The sequence below is a fragment of the Modicisalibacter xianhensis genome, assembly GCF_900113605.1.
Lineage (GTDB): Bacteria > Pseudomonadota > Gammaproteobacteria > Pseudomonadales > Halomonadaceae > Modicisalibacter > Modicisalibacter xianhensis.
Window position 1 is genome coordinate 89,228 of record NZ_FOPY01000011.1, and the last position, 24,358, is coordinate 113,585.

At 62.8% G+C, this 24,358-nt stretch carries 23 protein-coding genes; 9 read left to right on the top strand and 14 right to left on the bottom strand.

Translation table 11 applies throughout. The annotated features are described in order from the left end of the window. Window positions 1–9 precede the first annotated feature (9 nt). Entirely contained in the window at window positions 10–2,181 is a 2,172-nt protein-coding gene (nosR, locus tag BM194_RS13880) for a transcriptional regulator NosR (protein WP_244890975.1), read from the bottom strand. 374 nt (window positions 2,182–2,555) lie between these two features. Then, window positions 2,556–2,873 carry a c-type cytochrome gene (locus BM194_RS13885; RefSeq protein ID WP_092847787.1) on the bottom strand — a complete coding sequence of 106 codons (318 nt, stop codon included), beginning with the start codon at window positions 2,871–2,873 and terminating at the stop codon, window positions 2,556–2,558. 297 nt (window positions 2,874–3,170) lie between these two features. Here BM194_RS13885 and hemN point away from each other — a divergent pair, with 297 nt between their 5' ends. Genes hemN through BM194_RS13900 form a run of 3 tightly spaced genes read left to right on the top strand, consistent with a single transcriptional unit; the run spans window position 3,171 to window position 5,463 of the window. Further along, the gene (gene hemN, locus BM194_RS13890) at window positions 3,171–4,559 is read left to right on the top strand and encodes an oxygen-independent coproporphyrinogen III oxidase (RefSeq protein ID WP_092847789.1); all 1,389 of its coding nucleotides are present in this window, start codon (window positions 3,171–3,173) and stop codon (window positions 4,557–4,559) included. A gap of 4 nt (window positions 4,560–4,563) precedes the next feature. Then, complete coding sequence (locus tag BM194_RS13895; protein WP_092847791.1) at window positions 4,564–5,037, top strand: hypothetical protein; 474 nt, start codon at window positions 4,564–4,566, stop codon at window positions 5,035–5,037. Between the two features lie 15 nt (window positions 5,038–5,052). Beyond that, window positions 5,053–5,463 carry a YbaN family protein gene (locus BM194_RS13900; RefSeq protein ID WP_092847794.1) on the top strand — a complete coding sequence of 137 codons (411 nt, stop codon included), beginning with the start codon at window positions 5,053–5,055 and terminating at the stop codon, window positions 5,461–5,463. Between the two features lie 8 nt (window positions 5,464–5,471). Here BM194_RS13900 and BM194_RS13905 read toward each other — a convergent pair whose 3' ends face one another. From BM194_RS13905 to napE, 7 genes are all read right to left on the bottom strand, one after another. Then, window positions 5,472–6,668, bottom strand: a complete 1,197-nt coding sequence (locus BM194_RS13905; protein WP_092847797.1) for an NnrS family protein — start codon at window positions 6,666–6,668, stop codon at window positions 5,472–5,474. A 285-nt stretch (window positions 6,669–6,953) separates the two neighbouring features. Beyond that, a complete protein-coding gene (locus BM194_RS13910; RefSeq protein ID WP_092847800.1) occupies window positions 6,954–7,556 on the bottom strand; it encodes a cytochrome c3 family protein in 603 nt (200 codons plus the stop codon). Beyond that, entirely contained in the window at window positions 7,556–8,023 is a 468-nt protein-coding gene (locus BM194_RS13915; protein ID WP_092847803.1) for a nitrate reductase cytochrome c-type subunit, read from the bottom strand. Before BM194_RS13915 ends, BM194_RS13910 begins: the two co-directional genes overlap by 1 nt. Before the next feature lie 12 nt (window positions 8,024–8,035). Next, the gene (gene napA, locus BM194_RS13920; RefSeq protein WP_092847806.1) at window positions 8,036–10,531 is read right to left on the bottom strand and encodes a nitrate reductase catalytic subunit NapA; all 2,496 of its coding nucleotides are present in this window, start codon (window positions 10,529–10,531) and stop codon (window positions 8,036–8,038) included. Then, window positions 10,528–10,806, bottom strand: a complete 279-nt coding sequence (locus BM194_RS13925) for a chaperone NapD (protein ID WP_092847809.1) — start codon at window positions 10,804–10,806, stop codon at window positions 10,528–10,530. Before BM194_RS13925 ends, napA begins: the two co-directional genes overlap by 4 nt. 21 nt (window positions 10,807–10,827) lie before the next feature. Beyond that, window positions 10,828–11,319, bottom strand: coding sequence for a ferredoxin-type protein NapF (napF, locus tag BM194_RS13930; RefSeq protein WP_092847812.1), 492 nt, complete (start codon window positions 11,317–11,319; stop codon window positions 10,828–10,830). Between the two features lie 13 nt (window positions 11,320–11,332). Then, window positions 11,333–11,497, bottom strand: coding sequence for a periplasmic nitrate reductase, NapE protein (gene napE / locus BM194_RS13935; protein WP_092847815.1), 165 nt, complete (start codon window positions 11,495–11,497; stop codon window positions 11,333–11,335). Window positions 11,498–11,616: 119 nt separating this feature from the next. Between napE and BM194_RS13940 the strand changes: the two genes are divergently transcribed. The 3 genes from BM194_RS13940 (at window position 11,617) to BM194_RS13950 (ending at window position 14,102) form a co-directional block, all read left to right on the top strand. Next, window positions 11,617–12,105: a DUF4142 domain-containing protein gene (locus BM194_RS13940; protein ID WP_092847818.1), complete on the top strand. Its 489-nt coding sequence runs from the start codon at window positions 11,617–11,619 to the stop codon at window positions 12,103–12,105. Between the two features lie 80 nt (window positions 12,106–12,185). Next, window positions 12,186–13,181 carry a ubiquinone anaerobic biosynthesis protein UbiU gene (gene ubiU / locus BM194_RS13945; RefSeq protein WP_092847821.1) on the top strand — a complete coding sequence of 332 codons (996 nt, stop codon included), beginning with the start codon at window positions 12,186–12,188 and terminating at the stop codon, window positions 13,179–13,181. Window positions 13,182–13,208: 27 nt separating this feature from the next. After that, complete coding sequence (locus BM194_RS13950) at window positions 13,209–14,102, top strand: U32 family peptidase (protein ID WP_092847824.1); 894 nt, start codon at window positions 13,209–13,211, stop codon at window positions 14,100–14,102. Here the strand turns inward: BM194_RS13950 and trkA are convergent. The 4 genes from trkA to ubiT form a co-directional block, all read right to left on the bottom strand. Then, the gene (trkA, locus tag BM194_RS13955) at window positions 14,099–15,472 is read right to left on the bottom strand and encodes a Trk system potassium transporter TrkA (protein ID WP_092847827.1); all 1,374 of its coding nucleotides are present in this window, start codon (window positions 15,470–15,472) and stop codon (window positions 14,099–14,101) included. The two genes, BM194_RS13950 and trkA, sit on opposite strands and share 4 nt — an antisense overlap. 69 nt (window positions 15,473–15,541) lie before the next feature. Further along, window positions 15,542–16,282 (bottom strand): ribonucleoside-diphosphate reductase, encoded by a 741-nt coding sequence (locus tag BM194_RS13960; protein WP_092847830.1) that lies wholly within the window; start codon window positions 16,280–16,282, stop codon window positions 15,542–15,544. 49 nt (window positions 16,283–16,331) lie between these two features. Further along, window positions 16,332–18,443 (bottom strand): adenosylcobalamin-dependent ribonucleoside-diphosphate reductase, encoded by a 2,112-nt coding sequence (locus tag BM194_RS13965; protein WP_092847833.1) that lies wholly within the window; start codon window positions 18,441–18,443, stop codon window positions 16,332–16,334. A 35-nt stretch (window positions 18,444–18,478) separates the two neighbouring features. Then, window positions 18,479–18,934: a ubiquinone anaerobic biosynthesis accessory factor UbiT gene (ubiT, locus tag BM194_RS13970; RefSeq protein ID WP_092847835.1), complete on the bottom strand. Its 456-nt coding sequence runs from the start codon at window positions 18,932–18,934 to the stop codon at window positions 18,479–18,481. A gap of 158 nt (window positions 18,935–19,092) precedes the next feature. Between ubiT and BM194_RS13975 the strand changes: the two genes are divergently transcribed. Continuing rightward, window positions 19,093–19,815, top strand: a complete 723-nt coding sequence (locus tag BM194_RS13975) for an anaerobic ribonucleoside-triphosphate reductase activating protein (RefSeq protein ID WP_092847837.1) — start codon at window positions 19,093–19,095, stop codon at window positions 19,813–19,815. A 21-nt stretch (window positions 19,816–19,836) separates the two neighbouring features. Here BM194_RS13975 and norR read toward each other — a convergent pair whose 3' ends face one another. Next, window positions 19,837–21,357, bottom strand: a complete 1,521-nt coding sequence (norR, locus tag BM194_RS13980; protein WP_092847840.1) for a nitric oxide reductase transcriptional regulator NorR — start codon at window positions 21,355–21,357, stop codon at window positions 19,837–19,839. Window positions 21,358–21,517: 160 nt separating this feature from the next. On the opposite strand from norR, the gene ytfE reads away from it, so the two are divergent. Beyond that, window positions 21,518–22,066 (top strand): iron-sulfur cluster repair protein YtfE, encoded by a 549-nt coding sequence (gene ytfE, locus BM194_RS13985; RefSeq protein ID WP_340148084.1) that lies wholly within the window; start codon window positions 21,518–21,520, stop codon window positions 22,064–22,066. Continuing rightward, window positions 22,063–24,354, top strand: a complete 2,292-nt coding sequence (locus tag BM194_RS13990) for a nitric-oxide reductase large subunit (RefSeq protein ID WP_092847844.1) — start codon at window positions 22,063–22,065, stop codon at window positions 24,352–24,354. Before ytfE ends, BM194_RS13990 begins: the two co-directional genes overlap by 4 nt. Window positions 24,355–24,358: the final 4 nt, after the last annotated feature.

The following is a 24,358-nucleotide window of genomic DNA, read 5'->3' on the forward strand; positions in this document are numbered from 1 at the left end:
CGACTTGGGTCAATCGACCGCTTCCGAGCGCTTCGCCCCCGCGTCGATCGCTCCGGGTTCTTCTATCTGCACGGCAGGAATCCGCTCGGGGCCCGCCGGGGCCTGCTTGGCGCGTCTGTTGCGCTTCTTGTTCTTCACTACCAGCGGCGGACACTTGTTCTCGTTGTGGTAGGTCATCTGGCAATCCAGGCAGTAGTGGCACTCGTTGGCATTGATGCGGCCATCGGGATGGATTGCCTGGATCTCGCATTCCTTGGCGCAGAGCTGGCAGGGGTTGCCGCACTCCTTGCGTCGCTTGAGCCAGTCGAACAGCCGGAATTTGCTGGGCACCGCCAGTGCCGCGCCCAGCGGGCAGAGGTAGCGGCAGTAGACCTTGCGGGTGAACAGGTTGACGACCAGCAGCGCCACGGCGTAGGCCACGAACCACCATTGGCGGTCAAACTTGAGGGTGATGGCGGTCTTGAACGGTTCCACCTCGGCGAAGCGCTCGGCAGCGGACATCGATTCCAGGGAGATGCCGAACAGCACCAGCAGCACGATGTACTTGATTGCCCAGAGCCGCTCATGCACTGCGAAGGGCAGTTCGTACTGCGGCACCTTCAGCTTGCGCGCAGCCTCGTTGATCAGTTCCTGAAGGGCACCGAACGGGCACAACCAGCCGCAGAACACCCCGCGGCCCCACAGCAGCAGGCTGGCCGCCGTGAAGGTCCACAAGATGAAGATCACCGGATCGGACAGGAACAGCGACCAGCGGAAGTCCTCGACCAGGGCATGCAGGAAGGTCAGTACATTGACTACCGACAACTGCCCCAGGGCGTACCAGCCGATGAACACGACAGTGAAGGTCAGGTAGCCACGGCGCAGCCAATGCAGAAACTGTGGATGTCGGGTGAACTTGTCCTGCAGGAACAGGATGACGGTCAGCAGGCCCAGGGCGACGCACAGTACGCCGATCTGGAAACTCTTCTGATACCAGATGTTGACCCATACCGGGCGATTGGCCTCCTCGGTCGCCGCCAGTTCCTCCGCCGTCGGTTGCGGGCGCTCGATGTAGGCCTCGGGAAGCTGATATGGCAACTCGAAGCTGGTGAAGATGCCATCGATGGGCCCGGTCTGACGACGCACCAGCAGTTCCAGGCTCCAGGGCGAGCCAGGATCGAACTGGTGGTGCTCACGGATGATGAAGATCGCCATCTCGGGAAACTCGGGCATCCCTTCGGCGTACACATCGGAGAGCCGCTCGTAATCCAGGTCACGGAAGCTGATGATGTCGCCGAACTGGCGAAGCTGCACCCGATCGAAGATACCTCCGCGTACGTAGCCGGAGCCCTTGAACGAGTACTCGCCACGCCCCAGCACGGCGATGGCGTGCTCACCGGACTCGAGTTCCCCCATGAGGAAGCGGTACTGGTTTTCGCCGAGCAGGTTGCGACCAATGGTCGGCGGGTTGAGGTGGGTAACGTACAGGTCAATGAAGGTCTCGCCAGCCGCCTCGGCATCAGCGTTATCGATACCTTCGGCCTCGGTACCCTTGAAAGCCTCGTCGACCTCGCCGCGGGTCAGGTGAAGCCGACGGATCGCGCCATTGCCGGTCAACTCGCTCCAACTGGCCGGCTCGAACACCTCCTCGCGCACGACGGCCGGTTTTTTTACCGAGCCGGCACTTGCCTCGACCAGGCCCAGCGAAACGCCAACCTCATGGGCTGAGCGCATGATGATCTCGTTGACGACCATCACCGTGACCGTGGCACCGGTCACGGCATCCACCGTCACCGCCTCGGGATCGGAAGAACGCCCGACGATGACACGCTGGTCGGCACTGATTCCCTCATACTTGGCAGTAAATTCGTGCAACCTTTCTTCAGGAATGCCGACAAGGAGAATCGGCTCATGGTGCTCGAGAACGTAGGCATCCTTGATCACGCCTTCGACACTCATCAGGACCTGGATATTGACAGGCTTGCCCGAGTAGGCAGGAATATCCACCACATCCAGGCTCTGGAATGCGTAGCCTAATGTTTCCCCGTTGGAGGAAATGGTTCTTATAGAATAATCACCTTCCGGCTCGGAAACGTTATCGGCATCGGGAAACGCCACCTCGATACGCTGTTGCTCGATATCACCGTAGTTCTTCCTGGCCTCGACCGGCTGGCACAGGAGCAGGACAACGATGACAAGCAAAATTCCGACCTGGAGGTAGCGAAAAATATGGCCCCTTGCGGGTAGTCTAGCGTCCATGGTCGGCCTCGACTCAGGCTACGATGTGTTCCTGAATGGTAACCAGCGCTCGAATGCCATCACTTGATTGAAATCATTATTTTGACCGGACGGACAGAACTAATTATCCCAATATCCTTCGGAAAGACACGTGGAAAACGCTTGAAGACAAATCGGAAATAACCCTACATAACGCAAGGGATCAGTACATGAAAAAAGCGCAGTTACGCTGACGTTATTCCGTCAACATTCGATAATCAGGAAAGGCAATCAGGCAGGAATGCCTGCGACGGCACCAGTCAACCTGGCAATGCCATCGCAGGCGTTGTATCGGATGGCTACTTCTTCTGTTGCAGGATCCATTCAGCCAGGATCTTGGCTTCCTCTTCGGTCACGGCGTTGGGTGACATCGGAATCGGGCCCCACTTGCCCTGACTTCCGTTCATGATGCTGTCCATCAGCGTGGCGACCGCATCGTCCTGACCGGCATATTTCTCGGCGACATCGGTGTAGGCCGGCCCCACCATCTTGGTATCGATAGCGTGACAGGCAGCACAGACCTTGGTCTTGTATAGCGTCTCGCCATCCACAGCCAGGGCAGACGATGCGATCAGCGTGCCACCTAGGGCCAACAGGGGTAGCAGAAATTTTTTCATGGTTATCTCCTCTAAGGCTGATGAGGCGGACCTCGCAGCTGCAGTGTCAGTCAGTGTCGGCCCTGAGTGAGTTTCGCCAGCTCGATCACTGCCGCACGGAATGACTTATTGCAAGCCAGGCTAATCAAGTGAGTCTTTAAATGGCTTGACTGTAATCAATGAGTTTTCGAAAAGGCCACTGCAGCCTGGCCCCCTGTCCCCCAGCCCCCCTGATCACACCAAACATGATCGAACGCAACTCTCGCCTGTACAGGAGTTCGTATAGTGCGGCTCACATTCCTTTCGGATGACAGGATCATGAGTCACTCACAGGCCTTCGACCGTGCCCTGGTCAGCAAATACGACTTCCCCGGGCCGCGCTACACGTCCTACCCGACCGCGCCGCAGTTCCACGAGGCGTTTGCCCTGGATGATTACCGGCAGGCGACAGAGACGAGCAATGGCGCCCCGCTTCCCAAGCCCTTGTCGGTCTACGTGCATATCCCGTTCTGCCAGAGCCTGTGCTACTACTGCGCCTGTAACAAGATCATCACCCAGAAGACCGAGAAGGCCGTCGAATATCTCGACTACCTCAAGCGCGAGATAGCCCTGCAGGCCGAGTTGTTCGATGCCGATCGCCGGCTGACCCAGCTTCACCTGGGTGGCGGCACACCGACTTACTTCACCAATGCGCAGCTTGCCGAGCTGATGTCGGCCCTGCGCCAGGCGTTTCGTTTCGATACCCACAATGCGCACGAATTTTCCGTGGAAGTCGACCCGCGTACGGTGACGCCCAATCGCATCCGTGAGCTGCGGCAACTGGGGTTCAACCGGCTGAGCTTCGGCGTGCAGGATTTCGACCCCGACGTGCAAGCCGCAGTCAACCGCGTGCAGAGCGAGTCCCAGGTACGCGGCCTGGTCGAGGCGGCCCGCGACGCCGATTTCGACTCGGTCAGCGTCGACCTGATCTACGGCCTGCCGCTGCAGACCGTGGAAAGTTTCGATGCCACCCTGGCCAAGGTCATCGCTATCCGCCCGGACCGCATCGCCGCCTACAGCTACGCGCACCTGCCTAGCCTGTTCAAGGCCCAGCGCCTGATCCGCCCCGAGCACATGCCGCCACCGGAGCGCAAGCTGGAACTGCTCGAGCTGACCATCCAACGCCTGACCGAGGCCGGCTACGTGTATATCGGCATGGACCATTTCGCCCTGCCCGACGACGAATTGTCCCTGGCTCGCGAGAACGGTACGCTACAGCGCAATTTTCAGGGTTACTCCACGCATGCCGATTGCGACCTGATCGGTCTTGGCGTGTCCGCGATCGGCAAGGTCGCCGACAGCTACAGCCAGAACGTCAAGGAGCTCTCCCAATATTACGCGCGTCTCGATGCCGGCCTTCTGCCAGTCAAGCGCGGCTACCAACTCAGTGACGATGACCGCCTGCGCCGCGAGGTGATCATGGCGCTGATGTGCCATGGCCACATCGACATGGCACATTTCGAGCGTCGCTACGGTATCGATTTCACTCATTACTTTGCCGACTCGCTGGACCAGCTTGCCGGCCATGTCGCCGATGGCCTGGTGACGATCGACAAGGAGGTGGTGACGCTGCTGCCCCAGGGCCAACTGATGATGCGCAGTGTGGCCATGGCCTTCGACGCCTACCTGGGCGACGGCCAGCGCGGGCTGTTCTCCCGGACCGTATGACGCCATGGAGCATTTCTTTCTGGCCCGGGTCGTGCACGTATTGGCCATCGTGTTGTGGATTGGTGGCGTGGCGATGGTGACTACCGTGCTGTTGCCGGCGGTCAAGCGTTTCCAGAGCGAGGCCGAGCGTGTGGAATTCTTCGAGAAGGTCGAGTCGCGCTTCGCCTGGCAGTCGCGAGTCACCACGCTCCTGGCAGGACTCAGCGGCTTCTATATGTTGCATGTGCTCGGCTGGCAGCGCCTGGCGATGATCGAATTCTGGTGGATTCATGCCATGATTGCGGTGTGGCTGATATTCACACTCATGCTGTTCGTGTTCGAGCCGCTGTTTTTGCACCGCTGGTTCAACGCAAGAGCCCAACGCGCGCCCCGTTCGACGTTTCGTCTCATTCAGGGGCTGCACTGGTTCCTGCTGGTGATCGGCCTGATTACCATTGCGGGAGCAGTGGCCGGTAGCCACGGCTGGTTCTGGATATAAACGTCAGGAGGGTTCATGGCTTCCAACGTGTCGCTGCGCCGCCTGGCCTATCTCGGCCTGGCCTATGGCTGTGTCGGACTCGGCGCGGCCGGCATCGTGCTCCCCCTGCTGCCCACCACTCCGTTCCTGCTGGTCGCCGCCTGGGCAGCGCCCAAGGGATCACCGCGCGTCGAGGCCTGGCTGTACGATCATCCCTATTTCGGCCCCCCCTTGCGGGCCTGGCATGAACAGCGCGCCGTCCCCCGGCGCGCCAAGTGGATCGCCTGCCTGCTGTTGCTGAGCAGTTGGCTGGTGCTGTGGCTATCTACCGACAGCCCGATAGTCCCCGTGATCACGGGGTTACTTTTCATGGGCGTGGCAACCTTTCTCGTTACCCGCCCTGACGCCGCCCCCGAGACGATTCGCGTTAGCGATGACCCGGGCTAGGACACCGCCTAGCCCGGCTTGCCGTCGACACGCTTGCGCAGCAGTACCGGGGCGTAGAGGCTGAGATAGAGGGCGTAGGCCAGGCTCCAGGCAAGAATGGCGAAGCTCAGGGTCAGGTGCGTCACCTGCGGCCACAGCGCCGGCATTACGGCACGCAGCACGGCGGCGGTGACCATCAACCCCAGCGCGATGCCGATACCCTTGGGGGCCGTGATCGGCCGGCCAGTGTGGCCCAATGCCACCCTGGCCATCATGGCCAGCATCATGGTGCCCATGCCGCCCACAGTGAGCGCGTGAATTGCCAGTGACGCGGGCACCCAGCCCAGCGCCGCCACTCCCCACATGGCCAGGCCGAGACACACGAAGGCATAGCTGACATGCAGGCCCCACAACAGCGGGTCGCGCCAGCTCAGCCAGCCCTTCCAGCGCAGCAGGCGAATCGTATTCGCGGCTGAAGCGATCAGTGCCACGCCGGCCCAGACGGCCCCGGGAGCAATCAATCCAGCCAGGCTGGCCAGTTGCAGCAGCGCCAGAGCGGCCACCCCGCCAATGGAGCACCACTCCAGCCAGGCCGGCCGGCTGGCCTGGGGGCGCTGCAGGCGGCGCGAGGTGAAGAAGGGGATGACCCGCCCGCCAAGAATGGTCATCAACAGGGCGATCAGCAGTACGGCGAGGTACATCGCGCCACGTAGCAGCAGCGGGTCGCCTGCGAACAGCGCCACATGCGTCAGGGCATTGGCCAACGCCAGGACCAGCAGCACCGGCACGAACACCAGGTTACGCCACTGGCGGACCCTGATCACCGGCCAAGCCAGCACCCCCGCCGCCAGCGGCAGAAAGATCATGTCCAGACTGGCCAACCATAACGGCGACAGGTCCTGAGGAAAGGCAATCAACCATCGACCGAGCAGCCATGCGCCAGCCAGGGCCAGCAGCGGCGCGCCGCTCAGCCCGGCCTGGCCCGTCCAGTTCTGTACCGCGGTGAGCAGGAACCCGACCACGATTGCCGCGGTGAACCCGAACAGCATCTCATGCTGGTGCCACCAAAGCATGCCGCCATACGGCTGAAGCAGCGACTGGCCGTGCCAGAACGCCCCCCACACCAGCATGGCCAGCAGGCTGAACGCCGCGCCGAGCAGGAAGAAGGGACGAAAGGCCAGCCGCCACAGCGGCATGCTACGGACCAGGCGATCGGATGCGACCATGGCAATTCTCCTGAAGCTATCCAGCAAAGCAGAGAGTCACTCTCTGACTTGTCCAGCAGCAATGGCTGTGCCATGCCCGCCCGGTGCGGCACTCTGTCCCAGCGCATACTGGCAGGCGCCGCCATGCCAAGGTTTCGCGGCATCACGTATTGCCAGGCGGCAGTGCGGTCACAACACTCACACTGTAAAGATGACACTCGCGCCAGGCATCAAAAGGACAGTCCAGCCTAAAACCGTCTTATTGACAGTGACCGATCATTGTCAGGCCATCAAGCTCCTGCCGGCTTACTCCCAGCCTTCGATGCCAGCCATGTTCGGCAACTCATGGGCAATGCCCTTGTGGCAATTGATACAGGTCTTGTCACCCTCGATCAGGTAGCGCTCGTGGGCAGCGGCGGCCCGAGGGCTTTGCCTGGTCAGGTCCATGGCCGCTTCCTCATGACAATTGCGGCACTCCAGCGAGTCGTTGGCCTCGAAACGTCGCCACTCGCGTGCGGCCATTTCAAGACGGTGCTCGAGGAATTTCTCGCGGGTATCGATGGTACCGAAAATCTTGCCCCATACCTCCTTGGAGGCCTGCATCTTGCGGGCGATCTTGTCGGTCCAGTCGTGCGGCACATGGCAATCGGGGCAGGTCGCCCTTACCCCCGACCGGTTGGTGAAGTGAATGGTCGGCTGAATTTCCTGAAAGACGTTGTCGCGCATTTCATGACAGCTGACACAGAATGTCTCCGTGTTGGTCGCTTCCAGGGCGGTATTGAACCCGCCCCAGAACAGCACACCACCGATGAAACCGCCCACGGTCAAAAAGCCCAGGCTGAAATAGACGCTCGGACGACTGAAGATATGCCAGAACGCCTTCAGGAAGCGGATAAGCTTTTGGAACATCAGCCTCCTCCCCCGTTACGCTGTGGCTGACGAAGCAACTCCTCGATATCCACGAATGTGTTGTCGACCTGGGTGGGCGCAGTGGTCTGCGGCACATGGCACTGGTTGCAGAAATAGCGACGTGGCGAAAGCTCGGCGAGGAAATTGCCGTCCCGGTCCATGTAGTGCGTCACGCTAATCATGGGGGCCTGGCTCTGCGCGACGCGGCTCCGGCTATGGCAGGACATGCAGCGGTTGGCATTGAGATCGACCTGATAATTGTCGATCTTGTGGGGAATGGTGGGGGGTTGCATCGGATAGGCCCGCGACCGACGCAGGTCCTGGTTTTCCACCGGGTAGAGCGGTTCCGGCGTGCGTTCCTGAAGTAGCGGGACATTGCCGCGCAGCGCATCCAGATCGCCTTCCGCCGCAAAGACGGCCAGGCTGGCGCAGAGCAGGGCGATGCCGATAAGGATCAGTCGTTGCATCGTCTTTCCCTCCTAGACCGGCTCGATGCGACAGGCGCACTTCTTGAAGTCCGTCTGCTTGGAGATGGGATCGGTCGCATCCAGCGTGACCTTGTTGATCAGCTGGCTGGCATCGAACCAGGGCACGAACACCAGCCCGCGTGGCACGCGATTGCGGCCGCGTGTCTCGACACGACTGTTCATCTCGCCGCGCTGGCTGATGATCCTGACCTCGCTGCCTCGGCGTACCCCCAGCTCACGCGCATCCTCGGGATGCAGATAGACCACCGCCTGCGGAAAGGCCCGGTGCAACTCCGGCACACGCCGGGTCATCGAGCCGGAGTGCCAGTGCTCGAGTACCCTGCCGGTAACCAGCCACAGCGGATACGCCTCGCTGGGCGACTCAGCGGGCGGCTCGTAGGGCACGGCAAAGATCACCGCCTTGCCGTCGGGGTGGCCGTAGAACTGGATATCCCGACCCTCCTCCACGTAGGGGTCGTACTCGCCGTTGTAGCGCCAGCGGGTCTCTTCACCGTCGACCACCGGCCACCGCAGGCCGCGCTCCTGGTGGTAGCGTTCGAACGGCGCGAGGTCATGCCCGTGGTCCCGCCCGAAGCGGGCATACTCTTCGAACAATCCCTTCTGCACGTAGAAGCCGAAGTGACGGGCCTCGTCATTGGGAAACTCACCATCGACCTCTTCCAGTCCGAAGGCATCGACATTGCCGTTACGATAAAGCACGTCGTAAAGCGTCTTGCCGCGGAACTCGGGATTGGCGTCGAGCAACTCCCGCGGCCAGACCTCATCGGTAGTGAAGCGCTTGGAAAACTCCATCAGTTGCCACAGGTCGGAGCGTGATTCGCCCGGCGCCGTGACCATCTGATGCCAGAACTGGGTGCGCCGCTCGGCGTTGCCGTAGGCTCCTTCCTTCTCGACCCACATGGCGGTGGGCAGGATCAGGTCGGCCAGCTCAGTCGTGACAGTAGGGTAGGCATCCGACACCACGATGAAATTGGCCGGATTGCGGTAGCCGGGATAGGTCTCCTCGACCAGATTCGCAGCCGCCTGGACGTTGTTGTTGCATTGCACCCAGTAGGCATTGATCTCGCCATCCTTGAGCATGCGGTTCTGCAGTACCGCATGCGCCCCCGGCTGCGCCTGGATGGTGCCCTTGGGCACGTTCCAGGTTTTTTCGGCAAACTCCCGATGGCCCGGGTTCATGACCACCATGTCGGCCGGAAGGCGGTGCGAGAAGGTGCCCACCTCACGTGCCGTGCCGCAGGCGGAAGGCTGGCCGGTCAGGGAGAAGGGGCTGTTGCCTGGCGTGGAGATCTTGCCGGTGAGCAGGTGGATATTGTAGATCATGTTGTTCGCCCAAACCCCGCGGGTATGCTGGTTGAACCCCATGGTCCAGAACGACATCACCTTGGTATCCGGGTCCGCATACAGCTCGGCCAGCTCGTCCAGGCGGCGTTTCGGCACGCCCGAAAGCTGCGAGACGTAGTCCGCGTCGTACTGCTGGAGAAACTCGCGATAGCGCTCGAAATCGATGTCGTTCGCCCCACCTGGATCGTCGGCATTGTCTGCCATCAATTCCAGACGATGCTCGGGGCGCAGGCCGTAGCCGATGAGGGTCTTGCCTTCCTTGAAGCGCACATGCTTGTTGACGAAGTCCCAGTCGACCCGGCCGTTCTCGATGATGTAGCGGGCAATGTAGTTGAGGATCGCCAGGTCAGCCTGGGGCGTGAAAATCACTGGCATGTCGGCCAGTTCGAAGGAGCGATGCTCGAAGGTGGAGAGCACCGCGACTTTCACGTGGGGCGCCGAGAGCCGGCGATCGGTGACCCGGGTCCAGAGGATGGGGTGCATCTCGGCCATGTTGGAGCCCCACAGCACGAAGGCATCGGCCGCCTCGATATCGTCGTAGCAGCCCATCGGCTCGTCGATGCCGAAGGTACGAATGAAGCCGGCCACGGCCGAGGCCATGCAGTGGCGTGCGTTGGGGTCGATGTTGTTGGAGCGAAAGCCGGCCTTCATTAGCTTGTTGGCGGCATAGCCCTCCCAGACGGTCCACTGGCCGGAGCCGAACATGCCGACAGCTTGTGGCCCTTTCTCGCGCAGCACGGCCTTGTACTTTTCGGCCATGACGTCGAAGGCTTCGTCCCAGCTTACCGGCGTGAACTCGCCGTGCTTGTCGTACTGGCCATTGGTCATGCGCAACAGGGGTTGAGTGAGACGGTCCTCGCCGTACATGATTTTCGACAGGAAGTACCCCTTGACGCAGTTGACCCCGCGGTTGACCGGGGCATTGATGTCGGCATGAGTGGCGACTACCTGGTTGTCCCGGGTCGCCACGTTGACACCGCACCCCACCCCGCAGAAGCGGCAAGGCGCCTTGGCCCACTTCAACTGGGTACGCTCGGCATCGGTGACCAAATTCTGAGCCTGGCCCGGCAAGCTGATACCAGCCGCTGCGGCTGCAGAACTCGCAGCCGATGTCTTGATGAAATCACGTCGCGTCAGTTTCATCGCTCATCCCCCATCTCCCTGTCCAGTGCCTGCGCGCTCTCCACGTGGTGATAGATCAGGCTCACGTCGAGCACGCCGTCCTGCTGCCGAAGCCGATCGATGAAGTCCATGCTCTCGCGCTGCCCCGAGGCCTCGATAACCAGAATCAACGTGCCCCTGGGGTCCGCGGCATGTACCTCGGACTTGTCCCCGGCCTGGCACCAGGCGCGGATCTCCGCCACTCGCTCCGGCCTTGTCTGCACCACCAGGCTGGAAATATGTACTTGTTCGTCCATGCGCTGTTCCTGCTCACTGTGTCAGGGCCCCACTTGCACCGCCTGGACAGGACACCCCTCGACACAGGCCCCGCAACCGGTGCATGACTCGGTATCCACCGTCGGCTCTGGGACACGGTATTGATTGAAGGCAAAGCGAATTGCGCCGGCTTCGCAGCTTTCGCCGCAACTGCGGCAATAGATGCCTGACCTGCCAAGGCAGGCCTCACCGATGGTGGCAACATAAGGCCAAGGTGGTGTCTGGTCGGGATCGCTGAACGCACCGGTGTTACAGGCCTGAACACAGGCAGTGCAGAATGTGCATTCGCCGCGGCTGAAGTCGACCTTCGGGTAACCGCCACCGCCCTTGACCAGGATGCCGGTCTCGCAGGCACTCAGGCAGTCGCCGCATTGCGTACAGCGATTCAGGAAGCGCGCCTCGGGCTCGGCCCAGGGTGGACGCAGAACGTCCTTGCCCCGTCCCGGGCGCCCCTGCAGCAGTGCACGCCGGGAGCGATCCACTGGCATTAGCATGACGGGCCCCTCGCTAGCCTGGAGGCCCCGGCGGGCCGGCGAACATCTGGTATATCCAGACTAGAAAGCCATAACCGGCCACCACGATGACGGAGAGAATCGGGAACAGGATCCCGGCGAGAAAAAGGAACACGGCCAATTCATGTTTTTTTCGTTTCTTGTCGATAGCTTTTTGCATACCCCACCCAACGAAGCGCTACCTCTTGTACTACCGTAGAAAGCAACGCCCGGGGAGGCAAACCTGGTAATCATGTATTCCTAATAAATTGACCTGGGTCATCAAACGCGGAGATTGCCATGCAATATCGCCGACTGATCTGTATTTCAGTGCTATTGGGGGCCTCCCTCGGTCCCGTCTCGGCAGAGACCGGCATGACAAGGCAAGCGCTGCTTGCCACGCTGGATGCGCTTCATCAGCGCCAGGCAGAGATTGCCGCACTGGCTGAGCAACGTGCCGAACGAGCGGAAGTCCGGGATCTGGCCGACGCCCTGCGCCAGGACCATCGCATCCTCGACGAGTGGCTGGATCAGGCTGCCGAGGGCAACACCGACGACGCCACAGCGAACCTCCCCGGCAGTGAGGCCTATCAGCAACTCCAGACGCTCGAGGGGGAAGAGTTCGATGCGGCTTTTCTGCGTTACCAGGCCCAGTTCCATGAGCAGACGCTGACGCTGCTCGAACAGAACCGGCCCGAAGACAGCGCATTGTCCAGCTACACCAACCTTCTCAAGGTGACGCACGAGGCCATGCGAAAGCACCTGGCCCTGATACAGGCCGAACGATAGAGCGACATTTCCATGATCGATATCAACGGCTTGGACAACGGCCTCGCCTAACATCGGGTCGTCCATCTTCGGAGACCCTCATGGAACTCGTCTGTCCCGCAGGTAACCTGCCGGCACTCAAGCGCGCCGTCGACGAAGGGGCGGATGCCGTCTATTTCGGCTTTCGCAACAACACCAACGCCCGTGGATTCGCGGGACTCAACTTCAGCGAGGGACGCGCCGCCGAGGGCATCGACTATGCCCACCGTCGCGGCTGCCGGGTATTTTGCGCCATTAACACCTATCCGCAGCCTGGCGGTTGGGCACAGTGGGCCACGGCGGTGGACCAGGCCGCCGATCTGGGGGTGGACGCGCTGATCCTCGCCGACATGGGCCTGCTCGACTACGCCGCGACCCGTTACCCCGACCTGCCCCGCCACCTGTCGGTGCAAGGCTCGGCGACCAGCTACGAGGCACTGCGCTTCTATCACCGCGAATTCGGTATCCGCCGCGCCGTGTTGCCCCGTGTCCTCTCGCTGAACCAGGTACGCGACGTGGCACGCCACAGCCCGGTGGAACTCGAGGTATTCGCCTTCGGCAGCCTGTGCATCATGGCCGAGGGACGCTGCTATCTGTCGTCGTATCTCACCGGCGAGTCACCCAATACTCGCGGTGTCTGTTCACCGGCCGCGCATGTGCGCTGGGAACAGACCGACGCCGGGCTCGAATCGCGCCTCAACGGCGTGCTGATCGACCGTTATGCCGAGGGCGAGCGTGCCGGCTACCCGACGCTGTGCAAGGGCCGCTTCGAGGTGGCCGGCTCGACCTATCACGCCATCGAGGAGCCGACCAGCCTCAACACCTTGGACCTGCTGCCCGAGCTGACCGAGTTGGGCATCAGCGCGGTAAAAATCGAGGGGCGCCAACGCAGTCCCGCCTATGTAGCCCAGGTCGCCGCCGTATGGCGCCAGGCGCTCGATGCCCTGGCGCACGACCGCAAGCGCTTCGCGCCATCCCCCGCCTGGCAAGCCCAACTAAGTGCGCTATCCGAGGGCGCCACCACCACCCTGGGCGCCTACGAGCGACGCTGGAAGTGACCCGTGACCCGACAAGGAGTAGCCGTCATGCAACTGTCCCTGGGCCCCGTGCCGTTCTACTGGACACGCGAGCGCTATACCGCGTTTTACCGCGACGCCGCCGACTGGCCGCTGGATATCGTCTACCTGGGCGAGACCGTCTGCTCGCGACGCCGCGACATGAAGCTCGACGACTGGCTGGGCATCGGCCGTGAACTGCAAGAGGCGGGCAAGCAGGTCGTGCTGTCGAGCCAGACGCTGATCGAGTCCGAGGCCGACCTGCGTGGCCTGCGCAAGCTGTGCGCCAATGGTGAATACGTCATCGAAGCCAACGATCACAGCGCCCTGCAACTCGCGACCGAGGCCGGCCTGCCCTTCGTCGCCGGCCCGGCACTGAATCTCTATAACCTGGCGTCACTGCAACGCCTGGCCAGGCGAGGGCTGGTCCGCTGGTGCATGCCAGTGGAGCTTTCACGCGAGGGGCTCGCCGCGCTGCTGGCCAACATCGGCGATAGCGGCCTGAAAGCCCCCTGCGAGGTATTCGCCTATGGCCACCTGCCCCTGGCATGGTCGGCACGCTGCTTCACCGCACGTCACCACGCCCTGCCCAAGGATCGCTGCCAGTTCGTCTGCCAGCAGTACCCAGAGGGATTGCCACTGCGCTCGCAGGAGTCTTGTGAGGTATTCACGCTCAACGGCATCCAGACCCTGTCGGGCGCCTGCTACGACCTGCGCCACGAGATCGCGGATATGCGGCGGCTGGGGGTGACGGTGGCGCGGCTGGGGCCTCGTTCGGAGGGCATGGCCGAGGTCGTTGCAGCGTTCGACCGGGCGCGTCGCGATGACCTGCCGCCCCGAGACCCGCTGGCCCTGGTGGAAGCCGATGCCTGTACCGGCTATTGGCACGGAAAGGCGGGAATGGACAGGGTTGCGTCTGGCTAGAAGTACGACAACCCGACCTGGAACAGCCGCTCCACATCGTGCAGGCGGCGCTTGTCGGTGAGAAACAGGATCAGATGGTCATCCGTTTCGACGGTCGCGTCATTCAGTTCCATGATGACCTCGTCGTTACGAATGATGGCTCCGATGGTCACACCGTCGGGCAGCTTGATGTCGCCGGGCCTGCAGCCCACGAGGCGGGATGACTTGGCATCGCCGTGCGCGATCGCCTCGAACGCCTCGGCAGCGCCACGCCGCAGAGAATAGGCGCGGGTCATGTCGCCGCGCCGGATGTAGGCCAGGATGCTGCCGATGGTAATTTGCTGGGGGGACAGGGCGACATCGATGTCGCCGCCCTGGATAAGGTCCACATAAGCCGGGTCGGTAATCAGGGACAGTACCTTGTGGGCCCCGAGCCGCTTGGCCAGCAATGACGACATGATATTGTCCTCGTCGCTGTTGGTCAGGGCACAATAGATGTCGCAGTCCTCGATATTCTCTTCCACCAGCAGGCGCTTGCGGGTCGCCCGGCCATGCAGGACCACGGTGTGCTTCAATCGCTCCGCCAGGTAGCGGCAGCGCTCCTCGTTGGCCTCGATGATCTTGACCTGATGGGTGCTCTCCAGCTTTTCCGCCAGCCGCTCCCCGACATTGCCGCCCCCGGCGATCATGACCCGGCGATAGCCCTGCTCACTCTTGCCCAGCTCATGCATCACGATGCGGATATCCCGACGCGACGCCAGGAAAAACACTTCATCGTCCTTTTCGACCACCGTGCTGCCATGGGGAATGATGGCCCGGTCCTGGCGATAGATGGCGGCAACTCGCGTCGACACCTGCGGCAGGTGGCGCGCGATGGTCGCCAGTTCCTTGCCGATCAGGGGGCCTCCCTCTACCGCCTTGACCGCCACGAGCTGGACCCGGCCATCGGCGAAGTCGAGTACCTGCAGGGCACCGGGGTACTCGAACAGGTGATAGATATTGTCGGTCACCAACTGCTCGGGGCTGATGATCACGTCGACGGGCACCGCCTTTGACGAGAACAGCGCCTCTTGGCACAGATACTCCTTGTCGCGGATTCGGGCGATCTTGGTCGGGGTGTGAAAGATCGCGTTGGCCACCTCGCAGGCCAGCATGTTGATCTCGTCGGAATTGGTCACGGCGATCAGCAGGTCCGCATCCTCGCAGCCGGCATCGCGCAGGATGCTGGGGTGGGACGCCTTGCCCACCACCGTGCGGATATCCAGGCTGACACTGAGTTCGTCCAGTTGCTCGGAAGCGGTATCGACAACCGTGATGTCGTGCCCCTCATGAACGAGATGCTCCGCCAGGTTGCCGCCGATCTGGCCAGCCCCTAGGATCAGGATTTTCATAAATGCGCCCCAGCCGATGTCCGTTCAGCATAGTTGCGGCGCTTTCCTGTCAGCAATGCCCCCGTCGGGTTAGCCGCACTTGGACCAGCCGCAGCCGGTACAGGTCGGGCAGCCATCCATCATCACCAGTTCGCTGCGACACTCGGGGCAGTGACCGACGTTGGCGGACGCTTCCGTCGCGGCCGGGGGGACAGACCCCTTGGCGGCAGGCTCTTCATGCGCCGGCGGCTGCCAGGGGTGACCGTGGGTCATGCGGTGGGCGTAGCGGCGCACCAGCTCGTCGACCGGCACCTGGTGGCCGTCGATGTCGAGAAAGCCGCGCCGGTAGAGGATCTGCTGGATCGACCAGGCGATCGCCGCCACCTCGGAGTCGTGGAACATGGGCTTGCCCCAGCGGTTCATGCCACAGCGTACCAGGCCCTTGTCCCAAGCCACCTTGCGCAGGTCGGCGACCGCCTGGGTCACGTAGCCGCCACGTGCGGCCAGCGACAGGCTGCGCATGGTGGCGGTGATCCACTGATGTTCACTGGAGAGCTGCCCAGAGGGGAAGAAGAACTCCACCGGGCGCTCGATGACCACCCGCTTGCCGTTGATCACGCCCTCCACCGGCATGAACGATACCAGCAGGTAGACCTTGCGCCGCCCCTCGGCCCCCACGTAGGAGATCTTCTCGGAGACCGCTTCCAGCGTGCCCTCGGGGCGCGAGGGAATGCGCACCGTGAGTGGGTCCTCGTCGGGCATCGGCGGCGGTTCGGGAATTGTCTTCTTGACGCTGTAGGCGACGATCTTGGAATTGATTTCGACGGCCATCAGTTGGCTCCTTGAATACAAAACAGAAAATGCTTGGACCGGCGCGCAGTTACCATTTCCCGTAGGTGCCTTCTTTCAAGGCGTCATACAGGTTAGCGGCGTTGTGCTCTTCACCGTCGTAGATCACCGTCTCGTCGCCCTTGAGCTCCAGCGTCTCGCCATTCTCCAGTTCGAACACGTAGGTAGTGTTCTTGAGATCCTCTTCGCGCACCAGCACACCCTGGAAGGCTTCCGGATTGAAGCGGAAGGTGGTGCAGCCCTTGAGCTTGCTGGCATAGGCGTCCAGGTAAAGGTCCTTGAACTGCTCGAAGGGAAACTCGGTGGGCACGTTGACCGTCTTGGAAATCGCCGAATCGACCCACACCTGCGCCGCGGCCTGCACCGCCACGTGCTGCTGCGGCGTCACCGCATCGGCGGTAATGAAGTAATCCGGCAGGTCGCTTTCCACCGCGTCCGCCGCGATGAAATGACGGTAGGCCGCCAGTTCGAAGGACACCACCTCGACCTGCTCCTTGGTCTTGCGCCCCGCCTGGATGACGTTGCGGAAGTAACGGTGCGAGAAAGACGGCTCGATGCCATTGGAAGCGTTGTTGCCCAGCGACAGCGAGATGGTGCCGGTCGGCGCGATCGACGAGTGGTGGGTGAAACGTGCGCCATGCTCGGCCAGGGCGGCGACCAGTTCAGGCTCGACCTCGGCGAGCTTCTGCATGTAGCGGCTGTAGCGCGCATGCAGGATGCGCCCCGGCACCTTGTCGCCGATCTCGTAGCCATCCCGGCCCAGTTCCGGCCGCTCGCGCAGCATCTTGGGGGTGATCTCGAACTCCTCGGCGAGGATCGGCGCCATGCCCTTCTCGCGCGACAGTTCAAGCGCCTGCTTCCAGCCCTCCACGGCCAGCACCCGACTGACCTCCTCGGTGAAGGCCAGCGACTCCGGCGAGCCGTAAGGCATCTTGAGCATGGTCATGGTCGAGCCCAGGCCCAGGAAGCCCATGCCGTGACGGCGCTTGGCCTCGATCTCGCGACGCTGGCCGGGCAACGGCAGGCCGCTGATCTCGACCACGTTGTCGAGCATGCGCGTGAAGATCGTCACCACCTGACGGTAACGCTCCCAGTCGAAGCGAGGATTTTTGCCGAACGGATCGATCACGAAGCGTGTCAGGTTGACCGACCCCAGAAGACATGCTCCTTCTGGCGGCAGTGGTTGCTCACCACATGGGTTGGTGGCGCGGATTTCCTCGCAGAACCAGTTGTTGTTCATGCGGTTGACCTGATCGATCAGGATGAACCCCGGCTCGGCGAAGTCGTAGGTGGAGCGCATGATGGTGTCCCACAGCGCTCGGGCGCGGATGCGCTCGACGATGCGGCAGGCCACACGGCCCTCGGCGTCGACGGTATAGCCTTCCTCGATCACCGGCCAGTCGCGATAGATGATCTCGTCAGGGCCGACATCATCCGCCTCGCCAGGGTGCAGCGGGAAAGCCAGCGGCCACTCGGCGTCGTGCTTGACCGCTTCCATGAACTCGTCGGTGATCAGCAGGCTGAGGTTGAACTGGCGCAGCCGCCCGGCCTCGCGCTTGGCCTCGATGAACTCGCGCACGTCGGGGTGGCCGACATCGAAGGTGCCCATCTGCGCGCCGCGACGCCCCCCCGCCGAGGCCACCGTGAAGCACATCTTGTCGTAGATATCCATGAACGCCAGCGGCCCGTTGGTGCCGGCGCCGGCGCCGAACACGAATGCGCCCTTGTGGCGCAGGGTGGAAAATTCATAGCCGATGCCGCAGCCCGCCTTGAGCGTCATGCCGGCGTCCACCACTGCACCGAGGATATCGTGCATCGAGTCACGGATGGTGCGCGACACCGTGCAGTTGATCAGGCTCACCGCCGGCTTGTAGTCCTCGGCGCCGGCATTGGACATGATTCGCCCGGCGGGGACGGCACCGTTCTCCAGCGCCCAGCGGAACTTGGGCAGCCAGGCATCGCGCTGGTCGCCCTCGACCTCGGCCAGGGCACGCGCCACCCGCTCCCAGGTATCGGCCACGTCCTTGTCCACCGGCGTGCCGTGACGGTCCTTGAGTCGGTACTTGGCGTCCCAGATGGCTTGTGAGGGCGTCTGCATCGGCACCTCGCTGGACGTCTTGACAGCCTCGGTGGGCGAATTCATGGATGGTCCCCCGTAAAAGAAAGATGGTTCATGGTTCAGCGATTGGCCAAGCGTTCGAGCCGTGAAAGCCAGTCGCCCAGGCGCCCCTGGGCGATGCCTTCCTCGAGCCCGTCGAGCAGATTCTTGACCGTCAACCCCAGTTCGGTGTCGCCCTCGATGGCCAGGCGGCGCTGGAAGAACAGCCCATCGGGATCTTCGCGCCGCGTGGCCAGGCACAGGAACTCGCGCCAGCCGCCACGGATGACGACCTCGGGCGTCGCATCGACCAGTACCAGGCGCGAGCGCTCGACCGACAGCACCAGCGCGATGCCCAGGTCGTCGATGGCCAGCCCAACCCGGCGCCCTTCGAGTTCATCGAACTCACCCGCCCTCAATGGCTTGGCATAGGCCCGATTGAGTGGCGGCTCGACCAAGCGGCGCTTGAGCGTCAAGGGCACCTTGGCATCGAGCTTCTTCACTACCGGCAGCGGTGTCGAAAATGGCCATGGCATGGCGGTTCTCCCTGCGATCAAAGCCGCTCATCTTGCCACCGTGAAGATGCCCTGAGGCTGACATATATCAAGGTAGGCGCACTTAACCCCACCTAGCCTATCCACAATATCTAGTACGTCAATCACAAAATACATAGCACATATGGGAATTATCATCCATGCCTCCCGATACTCCTTTCGCTTGCCTGCCCATCGCCGGCCTGACGCCGATGACCACCCTGGATTTTCCCGAGCGGTTGGCCTGCGTGGTATTCACCCAAGGGTGTCCGCTGCGCTGTGGCTACTGCCACAATCCTCACCTGCTCCCGCCTCGGCGGGGCGAGCCCCATGAATGGCAAGACGTCTGCAACTTTCTCGAGCGCCGTCAGGGTCTTCTGGAAGGCGTGGTGATCAGCGGTGGCGAGCCGACCCTGCACCGGGAACTGCCTGCGGCATTGCGTGACATCAAGCAGCGCGGTTTCGCCACCGGCCTACACACGGCAGGCGTGTATCCCGAACGCCTGGCCCAGGCCCTGCCCTGGCTGGACTGGGTAGGGCTCGACATCAAGGGCTGGGGTCCGAATTTCGATAGGATCTGCGGGCGGCGGGGCATGTGGCGACGCAGCGTGCAAAGCCTGGCGCTGCTGCTGGATGCCGGCATCGAGCTGGAATGCCGCACCACCGTGCACTGGCGAGACTTCTCGCTGCGCGATGTGGAGAAGCTGGCCATGTCGCTGGCCGATTGCGGGGTGAAGCGCTACGTGCTGCAGATCGCCCGTGATACGCAATGCCTCGACCCGCGCTACACGTCGCCACTGACCGGCATACCGTCCGGCCATGCCGTGGACTTGCTGGTATCGCGACTTGCGCCACATTTCGAACAGATAACCATACGCCGGTAGCGCCGCGCCTGCTGCCGGGTACTACTTGATCCCCAGCCGGCGTGCCAGCTTGTGCAGGTTGCTGGCATCGACATCGAGCAGGCGCGCCGCTGCCGACCAGTTGCCCTCGGCACTGTCGAGGGCATGCCGAATAGCTTGGCGCTGGGTGCGTGTCACGCTGTCGTGCAATGACTCCCGGGGCTGGCTGCGGGACGGCACGACCGCCACTTCGGGGGCACTGGGCATGGCCAGCGGCAGGTCGAGCAGGCCGGGCTCCAGAGTGACGATGTCCTCGCGGCACGCGCCCTGGCTGAGCGCCTTGATCGCCGCCCGGCTGATGACGTGTTCGAGTTCGCGCACGTTGCCTGGCCAGTCGTAGCTGCACAGGGCGTCTTCGGCCTCCGGCGACAGCCGCAGGCTGCGTAACCCAAGGCGAGTCCGGTTGAGTTCGAGAAAGTGCCCGGCCAGTACCAGTGTGTCGCTGCCCCGCTCGCGCAGTGGCGGAATCGGCACCGGATAGACCGAGAGCCGATGGTAGAGATCGGCCCGGAAGTGTCCGGCACGCACGCTATCATGCAGGTTGCGGTTGGTGGCTGCGACCACGCGTACCTCGACGTGCCGTGGCGTATCCTCGCCCAGGCGTTGGATCTCGCCATTCTGCAGGGTACGCAGCAACTTGGCCTGAATAGCCAACGGCAGCTCGCCGACTTCGTCCAGGAACAGCGTGCCGCCATCGGCGGCCTCGAAGCGCCCGGCCCGTGCATTTCCCGCCCCCGAGAAAGCCCCTTTCACGTGGCCGAACAGCTCGCTCTCGGCCAGCGACTCCGGCAATGCCGCGCAGTTGACCTGAATCAGCGGGCGCCGCCGGCGTCGCGAGCACTGATGCAGGTGACGGGCGAACAGTTCCTTGCCGACACCGGTCTCGCCGGTCAGCAGCACGGGCAGATCGGAATCCGCCACCACCGCGAGTTCATCCAGCAACTGGCGAATGACCGGGCTCTGGCCGATGATCTCACCCTCCCGCGATTCGCCATCTCCCTCGACGGCATCGCTGCGTGACAGGCGCAAGCGGCGCAGGTCCTGCTCCAGCCGTGTCAGGCGCACCGCCGCTTCGACCAGCAAGGTGAAGCGCTGCAGGTCGTCCTGGGCACGCGCGTCGAACGTGCCCGGTGTTAGCGCATCCAGGGTCAGCGCGCCCCACAGGCTGCCCTCGACATGCAAGCTGATACCCATGCAATCGTGCACCGGCAAGGGTTCGCCGACCTGATTGTCGACCAGTCCATCGTAGGGGTCGGGCAGCGTCGAGTCGGGGGGAAAGGCCACCGTCTCGCGGCGGGCCAGGATCGCCGCAAGCCGGGGATGCTGGGCCACCACGAAGCGCCGCCCCAGCGCCTCGCGTGTCAGCCCGTCGACCGCCACGGGACACAGCGCATCGCCATCGAGGCGCAGCAGGCCCACCGCGCCACAGTGAAAATATTCGCGCAAGGTTCTTACCAGGCGCTGCAGGCGCACGGCACTGGGCAACTCGGCAGTGAGATCGGCAAGCACGACGTCTTCCAGCATGACAGGGCTCCTGACGGGCAAGGCAGGCAAACGCTAGGTAAAAGTCACCATGACCCGGTGATTATTACCCTGCTGGCGCCGGGTAGAATTGACCACGATCAAGATTACTCGCGGAGAATCAATCACTTAAAAGTTGGCACGCTATCTGCAAAAGAAGAGGGTGAACGGCTCACCACAGGAGTACGCCATGACCCTTCTCGACCAACCTGTCGGCCAACTGGCCGGCGAGCGCGACTGGCAAACCGCCAGCATCGATGAACTGATCGACCACATCCTGGCCCGCTACCACGCCGTGCATCGCCAGCAGCTACCCGAACTCATCCGCCTGGCACGGCGCGTCGAGCATGTGCATGACGAGCGCAGGGACTGCCCCAGCGGGCTGGCCGAGCATCTCGAGGGCATGCATCAGGAACTGGAGAGCCATATGCAGAAGGAGGAAATGATCCTGTTTCCCCTGCTCAAGCGTGGCCTTGCCCATTCCGCCCACGGCCCCATCGCCGTAATGTGCTTCGAGCACGACGAGCACGGCGAATCCCTGGCCCGGCTGATGGCGTTGACCCACGACATTCAAACGCCCAAGGGCGCCTGTACCACCTGGCGCGCCCTGTATGCCGGATTGCGTGAATTCCGTGAGGATCTGATGCAGCACATCCACCTGGAAAACAACGTGCTGTTCGAGCAGGCCATGGCACAGGAGAATCCACAATGACAAGTTACCGCAAGCTCTGGGGCCTGCTGCTGCTGGTTCTGGGCATCACCTTCGCGCTGCTGGGCTTCTTCGGCAAGGAGGTCTATCGCGAGGCACCGCCGATTCCCGACCGGGTGGTCACGACCGACGGCGAACTGTTGATGACCGAGGAGGGCATTCTCGATGGACAGACCGCCTGGCAGTCTGTCGGCGGCATGCAGCTCGGCTCGATCTGGGGCCACGGCGCCTACCAGGCACCGGACTGGACCGCCGACTGGCTGCACCGCGAGCTGGTAGCCTGGCTGGAACTGGCCGCCGAAGACGTCTATGGCGCGCCCTATGCCTCGTTGAGCCCGGCCGAGCAGAACCGGCTCGAGTTCGAGCTCAAGCAGGAATACCGCACCAATACCCTGGAGGCCGCCAGCGACACGGTGGTGGTGTCCGAGCGCCGCGCCCAGGCCATGGCCCAGACCGCCAACTACTACAGCCGCCTGTTCAGTGACGACCTGGCGCTTCAGGGCACCCGCGAAAGCTATGCCATGAAGGAGAACACCCTGCCGAGTGCCGAGCGCCGCGCACAGATGGCCGATTTCTTCTTCTGGACCGCCTGGGCGGCCGCCACCGAGCGCCCCGGGAAGGAAGCCACGTATACCAATAACTGGCCGCACGAGCCGCTGATCGACAACGTCCCGACCGCGGAGAACATCCTGTGGTCGCTGACCAGCGTGGTGCTGCTGATCGGCGGCGTCGGCCTGCTGATCTGGGCCTGGGCTTTCTTGCGCAGGGAAGACGAAACCGAGCCCGCCGCACCGATCCAGGACCCATTGACCGCGATCCCCCTCACCGCATCCCAGAGGGCGCTAGGCAAGTACCTGCTGCTGGTGGTTGGCCTGTTCACCTTCCAGGTGTTCCTGGGTGGAGCGACTGCGCACTACACCGTGGAAGGCCAGACGTTCTACGGCATCGAACTGTCGAAGTGGTTCCCCTACACCCTGCTGCGTACCTGGCATATCCAGAGCGCGCTGTTCTGGATCGCCACCGGCTTCCTCGCCGCGGGTCTGTTCCTCGCGCCGATCATCAACGGCGGCAAGGACCCGAAGTACCAGAAACTGGGTGTGGATATCTTGTTCTGGGCCCTGATCGTGGTGGTGGCCGGCTCCTTCATTGGCAACTACCTGGCGATTGCCCAGATCATGCCGGCCCATCTCAATTTCTGGCTGGGCCATCAGGGCTACGAATACGTCGACCTGGGCCGCCTGTGGCAGGTCGGCAAGTTCACCGGCATCGCCTTCTGGCTGGTCCTGATGCTGCGCGGCATCGTGCCCGCCCTGCGCCAGCCCGGCGACAAGCACCTGCTGGCCCTGCTCACCGCCTCGGTGGCATGTATCGGCCTGTTCTACGGTGCCGGCTTCTTCTACGGCGAGCGCACTCACCTGTCGGTGATGGAATACTGGCGCTGGTGGATCGTCCACCTGTGGGTGGAAGGCTTCTTCGAAGTATTCGCGACCACCGCGCTGGCCTTCATCTTCTGCAGCATGGGCCTGGTATCCCGGCGTATCGCCACCACCGCCAGCCTGGCCTCGGCCTCGCTGTTCATGCTCGGCGGCATTCCCGGCACCTTCCATCACCTGTACTTCTCCGGCACCACCACGCCGGTCATGGCACTCGGCGCCACCTTCAGCGCCTTGGAAGTCGTGCCGCTGATCGTGCTCGGCTACGAGGCCTGGGAAAACTGGCGCCTCAAGCACCGCGCGCCGTGGATGGAAAATATCAAGTGGCCGCTGCTGTTCTTCGTCGGGGTGGCGTTCTGGAACATGCTCGGCGCCGGGGTGCTCGGCTTCATGATCAACCCGCCGATCGCGCTGTACTACATCCAGGGGCTCAACACCACGCCGACCCACGCGCATGCTGCCCTGTTCGGTGTCTACGGCTTCCTGGCGCTGGGCTTCACTTTGCTGGTGCTGCGTTACATCAAGCCGGGTCTGGTATTCAACGACCGCCTGATGAAGGTCGGCTTCTGGTGGCTCAATGCCGGTCTGGTGCTGATGCTGTTCACCAGCCTGCTACCGGTGGGGGTAATCCAGTTCATTGCCAGCGCCAGCGAGGGCCTGTGGTATGCGCGTAGCGAAGCCTTCATGCAACAGCCGCTGCTGGAAACGCTGCGCTGGGTTCGTACCGTCGGCGACGTGGTATTTATCATCGGCGCCCTGGCAGTGACCTGGCAGGTGGTCTCCGCCCTGCTCGGCCGCACTCAACCGCAGCCGATCGCCAGCGCCGGGAGCGAGGCCAAGGGCAATATCTCGGCCTGACACA